This is a genomic window from Streptomyces aurantiogriseus (assembly GCF_014649375.1).
Taxonomy (GTDB): Bacteria; Actinomycetota; Actinomycetes; order Streptomycetales; family Streptomycetaceae; genus Streptomyces; species Streptomyces aurantiogriseus.
Genome location: NZ_BMSX01000001.1, coordinates 58064 through 72143, shown reverse-complemented (window position 1 = coordinate 72143; position 14080 = coordinate 58064). Strand labels below are relative to the sequence as shown.

At 72.7% G+C, this 14080-nt stretch carries 13 protein-coding genes; all 13 read left to right on the top strand.

The genetic code is table 11. From position 1 onward, the window contains the following. Positions 1–62 precede the first annotated feature (62 nt). The 13 genes from fbaA to IE263_RS00265 all read left to right on the top strand — a co-directional run bounded on the left by fbaA (position 63) and on the right by IE263_RS00265 (position 14028). Entirely contained in the window at positions 63–1094 is a 1032-nt protein-coding gene (gene fbaA, locus IE263_RS00320) for a class II fructose-bisphosphate aldolase (RefSeq protein ID WP_189931032.1), read from the top strand. A gap of 64 nt (positions 1095–1158) precedes the next feature. Continuing rightward, positions 1159–2655 (top strand): MFS transporter, encoded by a 1497-nt coding sequence (locus IE263_RS00315; RefSeq protein ID WP_189931030.1) that lies wholly within the window; start codon positions 1159–1161, stop codon positions 2653–2655. A gap of 306 nt (positions 2656–2961) precedes the next feature. Then, positions 2962–3375 (top strand): DUF3151 domain-containing protein, encoded by a 414-nt coding sequence (locus IE263_RS00310; RefSeq protein ID WP_189931028.1) that lies wholly within the window; start codon positions 2962–2964, stop codon positions 3373–3375. Between the two features lie 160 nt (positions 3376–3535). Further along, positions 3536–4375: a tryptophan 2,3-dioxygenase family protein gene (locus tag IE263_RS00305; RefSeq protein ID WP_189931026.1), complete on the top strand. Its 840-nt coding sequence runs from the start codon at positions 3536–3538 to the stop codon at positions 4373–4375. Then, positions 4368–5555: a kynureninase gene (gene kynU / locus IE263_RS00300; protein ID WP_189931024.1), complete on the top strand. Its 1188-nt coding sequence runs from the start codon at positions 4368–4370 to the stop codon at positions 5553–5555. The genes IE263_RS00305 and kynU overlap by 8 nt, the downstream gene beginning before the upstream one ends. A 13-nt stretch (positions 5556–5568) precedes the next feature. Continuing rightward, positions 5569–5691 carry a hypothetical protein gene (locus IE263_RS49420; RefSeq protein ID WP_268255982.1) on the top strand — a complete coding sequence of 41 codons (123 nt, stop codon included), beginning with the start codon at positions 5569–5571 and terminating at the stop codon, positions 5689–5691. A 474-nt stretch (positions 5692–6165) separates the two neighbouring features. Further along, positions 6166–7050, top strand: coding sequence for an alpha/beta hydrolase (locus IE263_RS00295; protein ID WP_189931022.1), 885 nt, complete (start codon positions 6166–6168; stop codon positions 7048–7050). 457 nt (positions 7051–7507) lie between these two features. Beyond that, on the top strand, positions 7508–8542 hold the full coding sequence (locus tag IE263_RS00290; RefSeq protein ID WP_189931020.1) for an alpha/beta hydrolase: 1035 nt from the start codon (positions 7508–7510) through the stop codon (positions 8540–8542). Further along, positions 8535–9752, top strand: a complete 1218-nt coding sequence (locus tag IE263_RS00285) for an acyltransferase family protein (protein WP_229910719.1) — start codon at positions 8535–8537, stop codon at positions 9750–9752. Before IE263_RS00290 ends, IE263_RS00285 begins: the two co-directional genes overlap by 8 nt. 85 nt (positions 9753–9837) lie before the next feature. After that, positions 9838–11217: a sensor histidine kinase gene (locus IE263_RS00280; protein WP_373311845.1), complete on the top strand. Its 1380-nt coding sequence runs from the start codon at positions 9838–9840 to the stop codon at positions 11215–11217. After that, positions 11214–11888, top strand: a complete 675-nt coding sequence (locus IE263_RS00275; RefSeq protein ID WP_189931018.1) for a response regulator — start codon at positions 11214–11216, stop codon at positions 11886–11888. The genes IE263_RS00280 and IE263_RS00275 overlap by 4 nt, the downstream gene beginning before the upstream one ends. Before the next feature lie 119 nt (positions 11889–12007). Continuing rightward, positions 12008–13366 (top strand): sensor histidine kinase, encoded by a 1359-nt coding sequence (locus IE263_RS00270; protein WP_189931017.1) that lies wholly within the window; start codon positions 12008–12010, stop codon positions 13364–13366. Further along, positions 13363–14028 carry a response regulator gene (locus IE263_RS00265; protein ID WP_189931016.1) on the top strand — a complete coding sequence of 222 codons (666 nt, stop codon included), beginning with the start codon at positions 13363–13365 and terminating at the stop codon, positions 14026–14028. Before IE263_RS00270 ends, IE263_RS00265 begins: the two co-directional genes overlap by 4 nt. Positions 14029–14080: the final 52 nt, after the last annotated feature.

Genomic DNA, 14080 nt, shown 5'->3' with positions numbered 1-14080 from the left:
AAGGTCTAGGTCAGGGCCGTAATCACGCAGTACGCCAACCCGCACACTCAAGGAGCGGACGAATGCCCATCGCAACCCCCGAGGTCTACAACGAGATGCTCGACCGGGCGAAGGCAGGCAAGTTCGCCTACCCGGCCATCAACGTCACCTCGACCCAGACCCTGCACGCGGCTCTGCGCGGCTTCGCGGAGGCGGAGAGCGACGGCATCATCCAGATCTCGACGGGCGGCGCCGAGTTCCTGGGCGGCCAGTACAGCAAGGACATGGTGGCGGGCGCGGTCGCCCTCGCCGAGTTCGCGCACATCGTCGCCGAGAAGTACCCCGTCACGGTCGCCCTGCACACCGACCACTGCCCGAAGGACAAGCTCGACGGGTACGTACGCCCGCTGCTCGCGATCTCTGAGGAGCGCGTCAAGGCCGGCCGCAACCCGCTGTTCCAGTCGCACATGTGGGACGGCTCCGCCGAGACCCTCGCCGACAACCTGGAGATCGCGCAGGAGCTGCTCGCCCGCGCCGCCGCCGCGAAGATCATCCTCGAGGTCGAGATCACCCCGACCGGCGGTGAGGAGGACGGCGTCTCCCACGAGATCAACGACTCCCTGTACACGACCGTCGACGACGCGGTGCGTACGGTCGAGGCGCTCGGCCTCGGCGACAAGGGCCGCTACCTGCTGGCCGCGTCCTTCGGCAACGTCCACGGCGTGTACAAGCCGGGCAACGTCGTCCTCCGTCCCGAGCTGCTGAAGGAGCTCAACGAGGGCGTCGCCGCGAAGTACGGCAAGCCGGCCGGCTCCCAGCCGTTCGACTTCGTCTTCCACGGCGGCTCCGGCTCCACGGAGGAGGAGATCGCGACCGCGCTGGAGAACGGCGTCGTCAAGATGAACATCGACACGGACACGCAGTACGCCTTCACGCGTCCCGTCGCCGACCACATGTTCAAGAACTACGACGGTGTCCTCAAGGTCGACGGCGAGGTCGGCTCCAAGAAGACCTACGACCCGCGGACCTGGGGCAAGCTGGCCGAGGCGAGCATGGCCGCGCGCGTCGTCGAGGCGACGCAGAACCTGCGGTCGGCGGGCACGAAGATCAAGTAACCCTCCGGGGTCGTGTGAGCCCGGCGTCTGCCCATGGCGCCGGGCTCGCTGTATACCTGGGAGCATGCCCGACGTCCGGCTGGCCTCACCGCAGGGCAAATGGATCCTGCTCACCACCGTCCTCGGCTCCAGCATGGCCATGCTGGACTCGACCGTCGTCAACGTCGCCCTCCCGCGCATCGGCCGTGACCTGGACGCGGACCTGGCCGCCCTCCAGTGGACGGTCAACGCGTACATGGTCACGCTGGCCGGCCTGATCCTGCTGGGCGGCTCACTGGGGGACCGCTACGGCCGGCGGAAGATCTTCGTGGTGGGAGTGGTGTGGTTCGCCGTCGCCTCACTGCTGTGCGGGATCGCCCCGAACGCGGGGGTCCTGATCGCCGCCCGGGCCTTGCAGGGCATCGGCGGCGCACTCCTCACCCCCGGCTCCCTCGCCCTCATCCAGGCGTCCTTCCACCCCGACGACCGGGGCCGGGCCGTGGGCCTGTGGTCCGGCTTCGGGGGCGTCGGGGCGGCGGTGGGCCCGTTCCTGGGCGGCTGGCTGGTGGACGGGCCGGGCTGGCGATGGGTGTTCCTGCTGAACGTGCCACTGGCGCTGCTGTGCGTGCCGGTGGCCCTGCGGCATGTCCCCGAGTCGGGTGACGAGCGGGTCCACGGCGGGTTCGACGTGCTGGGGGCGGTGCTGGGCGCCGCGGCGCTCGGCCTGGTGACGTACGCGCTGATCGAGGCGGGGGCAGGAACCGTGGTCGTCACGGTGACGGCGGTGGCCGGGGTCGCCGCCGGCGTGGCCTTCGTCCTCGTCGAGCGGCGCCGCCCGGACCCGATGATGCCGCTGGACATCTTCGCGTCCCGCCAGTTCACGGCCGTCAATCTGGTCACCCTGTGCGTGTACGCGGCCCTCGGCGGCTTCTTCTTCCTCTCGGCGGTCCAGCTCCAGGTCGTCGCCGGCTACTCCGCCCTCGGCGCCGGTACGGCGCTCCTGCCGACGACCGTGCTGATGCTCCTGCTGTCGGCCAGGTCGGGAGAGCTGGCCGACAGGATCGGCCCGCGCATCCCCCTCACGGTCGGCCCCCTGCTGTGCGCCGCGGGGATGCTGCTGATGCTGAGGGTCGGCCAGGACGCCTCCTACCTCGCCGACGTCCTGCCCGCCGTCCTGGTCCTCGGCCTCGGCCTCGTCACCCTGGTCGCCCCGCTGACCGCGACCGTCCTCGCCTCCGTGGACGTCGCCCGCGCCGGACTGGCCAGCGGCATCAACAACGCGGCGGCCCGAGCGGCCGGCCTGATCGCGGTGGCCGCACTGCCGCTGGTGACGGGGATGGGGGCGGAGGCGTACCGGTCGGCGGACGCCTTCGACGAAGCGTTCGGGCGGGCGATGGCGGTGTGTGCGGGGCTGTTGGTGGTGGGAGCGGCGGTCGCCCTCGCGACGGTGCGGAAGCCGGGGCCGGAGTGCAAGCACCCGGAGTGCAGGACGCACGGGAGCGTCACGGCGCCGCCGTTGGAGGGGGAGCGGGTGAGGCGGAGGCTGTCGACCGAGGAAGGTACAGCCGGCCCGGCCGCGTAAGCCACGGGCATGAGTGCCGCGTGGGGCGGCCCGCCGTCCCACAGAAGGCGGCAGCCCCGGCGGCCCGCCGTCCCACAGAAGGCGGCACCCCGTGGGCGCTGGGCCGCGTCACCGACTCCCGGGCGGCAGCAGCGGGTGCGATGCGGTCGACGCAGCCTGGGGCGCCGTGTTCGCGGCGCGGGCGGGCGCGGCGGGACCCTGTGGGCGCCGGGCCGCGCGGCCCACCACCAGCCGCAGCACGGCGTGCCCTGCGACCAACCCCGACCCACACCCCCGTACCCCTCACGGATCCCCCAGACTGGACCCATGTCCATTCACGAAAACCTTCTCGGGGGGCCGCCCCCGACCCACCTCCCCGACGACCCCGAGCCCCGCCAGCTCCTCGCGAGCGGCACGGCCCCCGCCGATGTCGCCGCGAAGCACCCCACCTCTTCCCTCGCCTGGGCCCAGCTCGCGGACGAGGCGTTCGAGCGGGGCAGTGTCGTCGAGTCGTACGCGTACGCCCGTACGGGCTACCACCGCGGTCTGGACGCCCTGCGCCGCAACGGCTGGAAGGGCCACGGCCCGGTCCCCTGGGAGCACGAGCCGAACCGCGGCTTCCTGCGCGCCCTGCACGCCCTCGCCCGCGCCGCGGGCACCATCGGCGAGCAGGAGGAGTACGAGCGCTGCACGCAGTTCCTGAAGGATTCCTCGCCGACGGCGGCCCAGACGCTGGGCTAGCTCGACGGCAGAGCCTTTCGACGTACGGGCCCGCCTGTGTGATCAGGCGGGCCTTGCACTTTCGGGCGACGATTGCGGAGGATGCCGGTGGGGACCGGGGCCCCCGTGTCGGTAACGGCAGGGGCGGACCGCTACCCGGAGTACACAACAGGAGACAGCGATGTCCCATGAGGCTCATGAGGCTCACGAGCCCGAGACCCCGCATCTCGACTTCGCAGGCACGACGCCGTACGAGGACTACGTCCGGGCGGACGTGCTCACCCACCTCCAGCACACCCTCTCCGACGATCCCGGAGAGATGGTCTTCCTGGTCACGACCCAGGTGATGGAGCTGTGGTTCACGGTCATCGTCCACGAGTGGGAGACGGCGGCGCAGGCCCTGCGCGAGGACCGGGTGCCGGTGGCGATCGCCGCGCTGAAGCGTTCGGTACGGGAGCTGGAGGCGCTGAACGCCTCCTGGAAGCCGCTCGGACAGCTCACCCCGGCCCAGTTCAACGCGTACCGCTCCGCCCTCGGCGAGGGCTCCGGCTTCCAGTCGGCGATGTACCGGCGGATGGAGTTCCTGCTCGGCGAGAAGTCCGCGTCCATGCTGGTCCCGCACCGGGGCGCGCCCCGTGTCCACGCCGAGCTGGAGAAGGCGCTGCACGAGCCGAGCCTGTACGACGAGGTCCTGCGCCTGCTGGCCCGGCGCGGGCACGCGATCCCGGAGGCCGTGCTGACGCGTGACGTGGCGCTTCGCTACGAGCCGTCCCCGGAGGTCGAGGCGGTGTGGACCGCCCTCTACTCCGGTGACGAGAGCGACGAACTCGCCCGTCTCGGCGAGGCGTTGACCGATGTCGCCGAGTTGGTGTGGCGCTGGCGCAACGACCACCTCGTCGCCACCCGCCGCGCGATGGGCGCGAAGGCGGGCACGGGCGGCTCGGCCGGCGTGGCCTGGCTGGAGAAGCGCGCGCAGAAGAACGTGTTCCCCGAGCTGTGGACGGCGAGGTCCCATGTCTGAGTTCGCCTTCAAGGCGCGGGAGCTGGACTCCGGTGACGAACTGGCTCCCAAGCGCGCGGAGTTCGTGCTCGACGAGGTCGTCTACCTCGACGGCAACTCGCTGGGCGCGCTGCCGGTCTCCGTCCCCGGCCGCGTCGAGGACGTCGTCCGCCGCCAGTGGGGCGAGCTGCGCATCCGCTCCTGGGAGGAGAGCGGCTGGTGGACGGCGCCGGAGCGGATCGGTGACCGGATCGCCCCGCTGGTGGGGGCGGAAGCCGGGCAGATCGTGGTCGGTGACTCCACAAGTGTCAACGTCTTCAAGGCACTTGTCGGCGCCGTGCGGCTGGCGGGGGAGGGCCGGGACGAGATCCTCGTCGACGCGACCACCTTCCCCACGGACGGCTACATAGCCGAGTCGGCCGCCCGGCTGACCGGGCGCACGCTGCGGCCGGTGACCCCGGCGGAGGTGCCGTCGGCCCTGTCGGACCGTACGGCCGCGGTGCTCCTGAACCACGTCGACTACCGCACCGGCCGCCTCCACGACCTCCCCGGCCTGACCTCCGCCGTCCACGCGGCCGGCGCGCTCGCCGTCTGGGACCTCTGCCACAGCGCGGGCGCCCTCCCGGTGGGCCTCGACGAACACGGCGTGGACCTCGCGGTCGGCTGCACCTACAAGTACCTGAACGGCGGCCCGGGGTCACCGGCGTACCTCTACGTCCGCCGCGACCTCCAGGACCGCTTCGACTCCCCGCTGCCCGGCTGGAACTCGCACGCCGAGCCCTTCGGCATGCGCACCGAGTACGCCCCGGCGCCGGGCGCGCTGCGGGGCCGGGTCGGCACCCCGGACATCCTGTCCATGCTGGCCCTGGAGGCGGCACTCGACGTCTGGGACGGCGTCTCGATCGAGGCGGTCCGCACCAAGTCGCTCGCCCTGACGGACTTCTTCCTGGAGTGCGTGGCGGAGTACGTCCCGCAGGACCGCGTGGAGTCCCTGACCCCCGCCGCCCACGAGCACCGCGGCAGCCAGGTCGCCCTGCGCTGCGACGACGCCGGCGAGGTCATGAAGCGACTGATCGACCAGAACGTCGTAGGCGACTTCCGCCACCCCGACATACTCCGCTTCGGCTTCACCCCGCTGTACGTCAGCTTCACGGATGTGGAACGGGCGGCGCGGGTGCTGGGGGAGGTGGTGGCAGCCTGATGGCTGATGCCTGATGGCTGATGGCCTGGCGGCCTGGCGGCCTGGCGGCCTGACGGCTCGGGGACTGTGCGAGCTGGTCGCCGCGGCCCGGCGGCCGCACGCGCTGGGCGCGGTGGTCGGCGGGCTCGCGGTCTGACGGCCGGCTGGGCCGCTGCCGCTCGCCGCGGCCCCGCCCCGGCAGCGGCGCAGGCGGCCCGAGCAGGCCGCCGGGCCGCTCAGCCCGCGTAGCCGCGGGCAGTCGTGCCGCTGGGGCGGCGCCCGTCCCCCAGAGAGCGGCACCTCGGCGGCGCGGGTGAGCGTTCCCACTCCGACGGTCACCCCGGCGCACGGGAACTGCGAACCGACGTGCGGCTGGTGACCCCGTTCACGCACAGCGCCCACTCGGCGCCCCCCGCCCGTCCCCAGCCGCCCGCAGGGCAGCCGCACGGACACGCCACGTACCCCCACCGGAACGCACCGTACCGACAGACCGCGCAACCCTCACCGAGCGTGACATCCACGTGTCCGCGCACGTCACGCGCCTGGTACCGTCCCCGCCAACGGCCGATTTCCCACCTGGTCCGCCACCCCCGTTCCGTCCAAATACGTTTTGTTGCTGAGAGGTTGGAGCATGCCGGACGACGTCCTCGCAGCCCGGGCCGCCGCCGAAGAGGAGTCGGTCTTCTCGCACCCGGCGGTCGACCCCGACACCACCGCCGCCTATGGTGACCACCCCGACCAGGTGATCGACTTCTACGCACCCAGGGGAGCGGGGACCCCGGGCGGCGGCTCCGCCCCGCTGGTCGTGGTCCTGCACGGCGGTGCGTGGCGGGCGCCGTACGACCGGCGGCACATCACACCGTTCGCGGACTTCCTGGCGCGGCACGGCTTCGCCGTGGCCAATGTGGAGTACCGGCGGGGCCCGGAGGGCGAGCCCTCCGGGCCGTCCCCGGTCGCGGGCCGCTGGCCCGACACCTTCGACGACGTCGCCGCCGCGCTGGACGCGCTCCCCGCCCTCGTCCGGGAGGCCCTGCCGCAGGCCGACCCGCGCCGCACGGTGCTCACCGGGCACTCGGCCGGCGGTCACCTCGCCCTGTGGGCCGCGGCACGCCATGTGCTGCCCGCCGACGCCCCCTGGCGCACCGGCGGCCCCGCCCCGCTGCGGGGTGTGGTCGCGCTCGCCCCGATCGCGGACCTCGAGATCGCGGAGAAACTGGAGGTCTGTGGGAGCGCGTCACTCCAACTCCTGGGCGGAGACGAGTACTTCGTCGAGCGACGGCCGTACGCCGACCCCGCGCTCCTGCTGCCGACCGGCATCGCCACCACGCTGGTCCAGGGCCGGACCGACCTGGTCGTCCCGCAGGCGGTCGCCGAGTCGTACGCGGAGGCAGCGGCGAAGGCGGGGGAGATGGTGGGGCTGACGCTGCTGGAGGACGTCGGCCACTTCCCGCTGATCGATCCGGCGGCGGACGCATGTGCGGTGGTGGCGGAGGAGATCGCGCAGCTGGCGTGGTGATGGTCGTACGCCGGAGGGTCAGTAGTCGCATGACCGGAGGGGCGAGGGGTCGCATGACCGGAGGGGTGAGGGGCCGCACGGCCGGAGCATGAGGAGCCGCACGGCCGGGGTGTGAGGAGTCGCGCGACTGGAGGAGTGGGGAGTCGTGCGGCCCGCAGTGGTGAGGAGCCGCACGGCCGCAGTGGTGAGGAACCGTGCGGCCCGCAGCGGTGAGGAGCCGCGCGGCCGCAGCGGTGAGGAACCGTGCGGCCCGCAGTGGTGAGGAACCGCACGGCCGGCGCGGTGAGGGATGTGCGGCCGTCCGCGTCGTCCTCGTTCCCTTGGTTGTCGTACCCGTAATACCTGAGAGCTACGTCGGAGAAGAGCTCCCCGGCGGGACGCGAGCGACGAGCGGCGATCCGTAACTTCCAAGCCAGGACAGCCCGATGGGCGGGCGGACTGGCGGGGGAGGGGCGGGATGGCCGGGGCCGACGGAGGTCGTTTTCGTGGACGGCGGCGGGGTCGGGAGGGAAGTGCGCGTGGTCGGCGTGGGATCCGCTGGATCCGCTGGACGCGCGTCCTCCTGGCCGCCCTCGTCACCGCCGCCGTGGTGGTCCCCCTCACTGCCGCTGCCCGGCCCCGCATCCCCGCCCCGGCGCCCGCCGACCTCGCCCCGCTGACGGGAAAGACGCTGGAGGAGGCGTACGCCGCCAACCGGGCCAACGCCGCTCTGGCGTCCCGGATGGCCGCCGCCCACGGCGACCGTCACCGCGCGGCGGCGGACCGGGAGCTGGCCGCTCCCTCCCGCAGACTGCTCGCCTTCGACGGCCGGGGCACCGGCCGCGCGACGGAGGTGTTCGGGGACCTCGCCCACGCCGACCGCGTCGCCGTCCTCGTACCGGGCTCCGACACCTCGCTCGACACCTACGGGCGCTTCCGCGCGGGAGCGGCCGCACTGCACCACCGGCTCACCTCGCAGGCCCCGGCCGGCACCCGGACCGCCGTGGTGGCCTGGCTCGGCTACACCACACCGGGCACGGTCAGCACCACCGCGATCACCCCGGCCCGCGCCGACGAAGCGGCCCCGGAACTGCAGGACTTCGTGCGCGAGCTGCGCGCCGTCAGTGGCCCCGAGGTCCATGTCGCCCTCCTGTGCCACTCGTACGGCTCGGTCGTGTGCGGCCGCGCGGCTCCCCGCCTGGACGTGGACGACATCGCCCTCCTCGGCAGCCCCGGCACGGGCGCGGACGCGGCAGCGGCCCTGCACACCCGCGCGCGCGTCTGGGCGGCCCGAGGCGCCGACGACTGGGTGGCGGACGTCCCGCACATCAGCGCCGACCTGTTCGGCACGACGGTCGGCTTCGGCACGGACCCGGTCTCCCCGTCCTTCGGCGCCCGCGTCTTCTCCGCCGGTACCGGCGGCCACAGCGACTACTTCGCCCCGGGCTCGGTCTCCCTGGCCAACCTCTCCCGGATCGTCCTCGGCGACACCACGGAGGTGACCCGTGCTTGAGACACCCGCGACACGGCGGCCGTTGCCGGGCATACGGCGAGCAGCGGCCCGGATCGACGCCGCCACGCCCCCGCAGCGCGACCGCGCCGTCGACGCCCTGCGCGCCCTGGCGATCCTCGGTGTCGTCCTCGGTCACTGGCTGGTGACCGCGCTCGTCGCGGACGGCGGCACCCTGTACACCGCAAGTCCCTTGAGCCACATGCCCTGGTTGGCCCCGGTGTCCTGGACGTTTCAGACACTCGCGGTGTTCTTCATGGTGGGCGGCCATGTGGCGACAAGAAGCCACGCCTCGGCCCGCGCCCGGGGCGGCACGTACGGGGCATGGCTCCACGCCCGCCTCTCCAGACTGTTCCGCCCGGTGGTGGCGGTACTGACCCTGTGGACGGCAGCCACACTCTGCCTCCTGCTCGGCGGTGCGTCCCTCACCACCGTCCACACCCTGTTGAAACTGGCACTGTCCCCGCTGTGGTTCCTCCTGGTCTTCGCGGCGCTGACAGCGGCGACTCCGCTACTGGCCCGCCTCAGTCCGCTGTGGCCGCTGGCCGTCGTCCTCCACGTGGACCTGGTCCGCTTCGGCCTGGGCGGCCCGTCCTGGCTCGGCTGGGTGAACCTGGCGGCGGGCTGGCTGGTGCCGTACACCCTGGGCGCGGCCTGGACGCGCGGTGAGCTGGAGCGCCCGCGCGCGGGCTGGATCCTGCTGACCGGCGGGGCCGTGACGACGGCGGTGCTCATCGGCTGGGCCGGCTATCCGGCATCGATGGTGGGCGTGCCCGGGGCGACCGTGTCCAACCTCAACCCACCCACGCTGGCGGCCGTCACCTTCGGCCTGGCGCAGTGCGGTGCGGCCCTGTTGCTGCGCGACCGGTTGCGCGCGGCGATGCGGCGGCCGGTGGCCTGGGCGGCGGTGGCGCTGGTGAACCTCTCCGCGATGACGGTCTTCCTGTGGCATCAGACGGCCCTGATGGCGACGACCGCCACAGGTCTCCTCGCGGGCCGCCTGCCCGGCCTGCACACGGTCCCCGACGGGCTGGAGTGGGTGGCGGCCCGTCTGCTGTGGCTGCCTGTGTTCGGTCTTGTCCTCGGGGTGTGCTGGGCGGCGTTCCACGGTTTCGAACAGGGGATCCGCCGTGAGGGAGGCCGCCGGTCCCGTGTGATCCGTGTCCACCACCGTTCCCAGCCGGCGGAAGCGAAGGCGGCCCGCGGTGCCTAGGGTTGAGCCCGTGACCGGCGAGGAGAGCAGAGACCCACGCGACCGTGCCGCCCCGGCACCCCCGCCTCCCGCCCGCTTTCAGCGCCTGCGCCCAGCACTCGAGGCGACCCGTTCCCGGACCTCACCGCGGTGGCGCGGTCTGCGCTGGCTGCGCGTGCCGGGGTATGTGGTGGTGTGCTGGATCGCCCTCGCCATCGCACTGGCGAACACGGACCACATGGGTCGCTACAACCTGGGCACGGACCTGGAAGTGCTGACCGGGTTCGCACAGGGCGCGGCCGTCGTCCTCGCCCTGTGGCGGCCGGTCCCCGCGTGGGCGCTGTCCCTGGCCGGCACCGTCGTCGCCGCGGTGGCCGCCCGGCCGACCCTGCAGGGGCATCCGCTCCCGGGCCCCGCCTGGCCCTGGAACATCACCGAAGTCACGGCGCACGCCATCGTGTTCCTGCTCCTGGCGCTCCGGGTGCGCACCCGCGTGTCCTTCGCGGTCCTCGTCGGCACGGCCGTGACGACCTGGGTGATCCAAGGCCTGATCGGCGGGGCGACCTACACCTCGACGGGGCTCGGGTCCGTCGCGGTCTTCGCGGCCGTCGTCATCGTCGGCGCCGCTTTCCGAGGCCTGGGCGAGGCCCGCACCCAGCTCGTCGAACAGGAGACGATCACCGCCGAGGAGCGCGCCCGGCGCACGCTGCTGGAGGAGCGCAACCGCATCGCGCGCGAGCTGCACGACGTGGTCGCGCACCACATGTCGGTGATCTCCATCCAGGCCCAGGTGGCCCCCCACCTGGTGGACAACCCGTCCGAGGAGCTGAAGGAGAACCTCGCCGGCATCCGCGAGAACGCCCTGGAGGCGCTGACCGAACTGCGCCGGGTCCTCGGCGTGCTGCGTTCGGAGAACCCCGAGGACCCCTACGGCCTCGGCGCGGCCGGCACCGGCACCGCCCCGGACACCCCGCAACCCACGCTCGACCGCCTCGACGCCCTCATCGACAACACGCGCGCCGCCGGACTGCAGGTCGTCGCCGAGGTCCACGGTGAGGCGCGCGGGTATCCGCCGGGCGTGCAGCTGTCGGCGTACCGCATAGTCCAGGAGGCGCTCAGCAACGCCCTGCGGCACGCGCCGGGCTCCAGCGTCCGCGTCGGCATCACCCACGATCCGCGCGGGGTGCACCTGGAGGTCACCAACTCCCGCCCCGGGCCCGTGCGGCCCTCCCCGGGCGCGGGGCACGGCCTGCTGGGCATGCGGGAGCGGGCCGCGATGCTGGGTGGCCACGTCACCGCGCACCCGACGTTGCACGGCGGCTTCACGGTCTCGGCGTTCCTCCCGAAGGACAGTGCCGCGCCCCCTCCCGCCGACACCCCCGGCACCCCCGAGGGCCTCGAGCTGATCTTCCCGGACGACCCGCCCCCGACCAAGGGGAGAAGCACGAAGGGCACAGCGCCCCCGACCGAAGAAGGAACTCCATGACGAGCGGGACCATCCGCGTTCTGATCGCCGACGACCAGCAGATGGTCCGGCAGGGCTTCACCGTGCTGCTCAACGCCCACCCGGGCATCGAGGTGATCGGGCAGGCGGTCGACGGCCTCGACGCCGTCGAGAAGGTCGCCGAACTCTCCCCGGACGTCGTCCTGATGGACATCCGCATGCCCGAACTCGGCGGCATCGAGGCCACCCGCCGCATCACCGCAGCGACCCCGCACATCAAGGTCCTCGTCCTCACCACCTTCGACCTCGACGAGTACGTGTACGAGGCGCTGCGTGCCGGGGCGTCGGGGTTCCTGCTGAAGGACGCCTCCGCCGACCAGCTCGCGGAGGCGGTCCGGGTGGTCGCGGCCGGCGACGCCCTGCTCGCGCCCGGCATCACCCGCAAGCTGATCGCCGAGTTCTCCCGCCTGAACGACACCCCTCGCGCCCCGCTCAAGGAGCGCGTCGGCGACCTCACCGAACGGGAGACGGAGGTCCTCACGCTCATCGCGCAGGGCCTGTCCAACGCGGAGATCGCCCGCCACCTCGTCGTCGCCGAACAGACCGTGAAGACGCACGTGGGCCGCATCCTGGTGAAGCTGGGCCTCCGGGACCGCACCCAGGCGGCGGTGTTCGCGTACGAGTCGGGTCTGGTGAGACCGTCCGGCTACTGAGAGGGATCGCGGAGCGGTCCGTCCCCACCCCACGGCGACCCGTAGTACCTGAGACGGATCCCGCAGAACCCCCCTCACTGGTGACGACCGCGACCCCGCTCCCGCCTACCGTTTTCCATGTGACCGAGACGACGCAGACGCACACGACGCCCCCGGAGAACCCGTACGGCGCCTACCGGCCGCGCAGCCCGGAGTTCCGGGCGGCCGTGGACGCCCTGCGCGGGCTGCGCGAGGACCTGTTCCAGGACGCCTTCGCCTACCGTCCGCTGCCCCGCAAGGAGCCCGACGGGCCCCTCACCCGCCGACTGACGGGCCGCAAGCGGGAGTACGCGGCGTGGCGACGGCACGCGCTGGTCGTGGCCGTCGGTGCGCTGGCGCTGCTGGTCCAGGGGGTGGACGAGAGCGGTGGCGTGCAGGGCCTCGTGTGCGGGCTGCTCGCCCTGGTGCCGGTGCTGCTGACGCTGGTCCGCCCGGTCGGCGCGTTCTGGCTGTCGCTGGTGTCGACGACGCTCGTCGCCGCCATCGGCACGACCTACGGCAACTGGCCGTGGCTGCCGGGCAGTTTCATCTCCCACCTGATGGTGCTGGTGGTCGTCGCCCTACGCACCCGCCCGCGCACGGCGGCCTGGATGTGGCTGCTGACGGCGGCCTACGGCTTCGTCGCCGAAACGGCCTTCAGCTGGGGCCACTACAGCACCAACGTCGCACCCATGCTGGTGTTCTCCGCGCTCGCCCTGCTCGCCGTCACCGTGTGGCAGATACGCCGGCAGGCCGAGCAGGAGGTGACGGCCCAGCAGACGGTGACCGCGCACGAGCGCTCCCGGCGCACGCTGCTGGAGGAGCGCACCACGATCGCCCGCGAGCTGCACGACGTGGTGGCCCACCACATGTCGGTGGTCGCCATCCAGGCGGAGGCCGCGCCCTACCGGGTGGAGAACCCGCCGCCGGAACTGGAGAAGGCGTTCGCCACGATCCGGGAGAACGCGGTCGCGGCCCTCACGGAGCTGCGCCGGGTCCTCGGCGTGGTCCGCGCCGAGGACTACCAGGCCCCGGACGCCCCGCAGCCGACGCTCGCCGAGCTGGACGCGCTGATCGCCAACGTGCGGGAGGCCGGCCTGGAGGTGGAGAAGGTGGTGACCGGCGCGGTGCGCGAACTCCCGCAGGGGGTGGAGCTGTCGGCGTACCGCATCGTGCAGGAGGCCCTCAGCAACACCCTGCGGCACGCGCCCGGGGCGAGCGCCCGCGTCGAGATCGGCTATGTCCTGGGCGGCCTGGGTCTGCGTATAGTCAACGGCCCGCCGCCGCACCCCGCCCTGGTGAAGCCCTCACCCGGCGCCGGGCACGGCATCACGGGCATGCGGGAGCGGGTGACCATGCTGAACGGCGAGATGACGGCGGACCCGACGCCGGACGGCGGCTACGAGGTGACGGTGTTCCTTCCGGTGCCGATGGCCCCCGCGGGCGAAGGGGAAGCATGACCATCCGGGTACTGATCGCGGACGACCAGATGATGGTCCGCGAGGGCTTCTCCGTCCTGCTGAACGCGATGCCGGACATCGAGGTCGTCGGCGAGGCGGTCAACGGCCGCGAGGCGGTGGAACGCGTCCGTGAACTGGTTCCGGACGTCGTCCTGATGGACATCCGCATGCCGGAGCTGAACGGCATCGAGGCGACGAGGGAGATCGTCGCGGCGGACGGCACGGCGAAGGTGCTGGTCCTCACCACCTTCGACCTGGACGAATACGTCTACCAGGCCCTCCGCGCGGGAGCCTCCGGCTTCCTCCTGAAGGACGCCTCGGCCCGCCAGCTGGCCGACGGAGTACGGGTGGTGGCCGCCGGCGAGGCCCTCCTCGCCCCCTCCGTCACCAGACGCCTGATCACCGAGTTCTCCAAACTGACCGACGGCCCCCGCTTCTCCCGCACCGCCCAGGCCGCCTACGGCGACCTGACCGAACGAGAAACGGAGGTACTGGTCCTCATCGCCCAGGGCCTGTCCAACGCGGAGATCGCCGAGCGCCTGGTGGTCGCCGAGTCCACCATCAAGACGCATGTCAGTAGAATCCTGGTCAAACTGGGCCTAAGGGACCGCACTCAGGCGGCGGTGTTCGCGTATGAGGCGCGGCTGGTGACGCCGGGATAGCGAGGCTGGGCGACGCCGATGAGTTTCTCCGTGATCCACAGTCAGAGATCCT

What these genes read in the sequence shown, in the direction of transcription:
- IE263_RS00275 (WP_189931018.1), top strand. Translation starts at nt 11,214, where the DNA reads ATGACGAGCGGGACCATCCGCGTTCTGATCGCCGACGACCAGCAGATG.
- IE263_RS00315 (WP_189931030.1), top strand. Translation starts at nt 1,159, where the DNA reads ATGCCCGACGTCCGGCTGGCCTCACCGCAGGGCAAATGGATCCTGCTC.
- IE263_RS00295 (WP_189931022.1), top strand. Translation starts at nt 6,166, where the DNA reads ATGCCGGACGACGTCCTCGCAGCCCGGGCCGCCGCCGAAGAGGAGTCG.
- kynU (WP_189931024.1), top strand. Translation starts at nt 4,368, where the DNA reads ATGTCTGAGTTCGCCTTCAAGGCGCGGGAGCTGGACTCCGGTGACGAA.
- IE263_RS00265 (WP_189931016.1), top strand. Translation starts at nt 13,363, where the DNA reads ATGACCATCCGGGTACTGATCGCGGACGACCAGATGATGGTCCGCGAG.
- fbaA (WP_189931032.1), top strand. Translation starts at nt 63, where the DNA reads ATGCCCATCGCAACCCCCGAGGTCTACAACGAGATGCTCGACCGGGCG.
- IE263_RS00310 (WP_189931028.1), top strand. Translation starts at nt 2,962, where the DNA reads ATGTCCATTCACGAAAACCTTCTCGGGGGGCCGCCCCCGACCCACCTC.
- IE263_RS49420 (WP_268255982.1), top strand. Translation starts at nt 5,569, where the DNA reads ATGGCTGATGGCCTGGCGGCCTGGCGGCCTGGCGGCCTGACGGCTCGG.
- IE263_RS00290 (WP_189931020.1), top strand. Translation starts at nt 7,508, where the DNA reads ATGGCCGGGGCCGACGGAGGTCGTTTTCGTGGACGGCGGCGGGGTCGG.
- IE263_RS00305 (WP_189931026.1), top strand. Translation starts at nt 3,536, where the DNA reads ATGTCCCATGAGGCTCATGAGGCTCACGAGCCCGAGACCCCGCATCTC.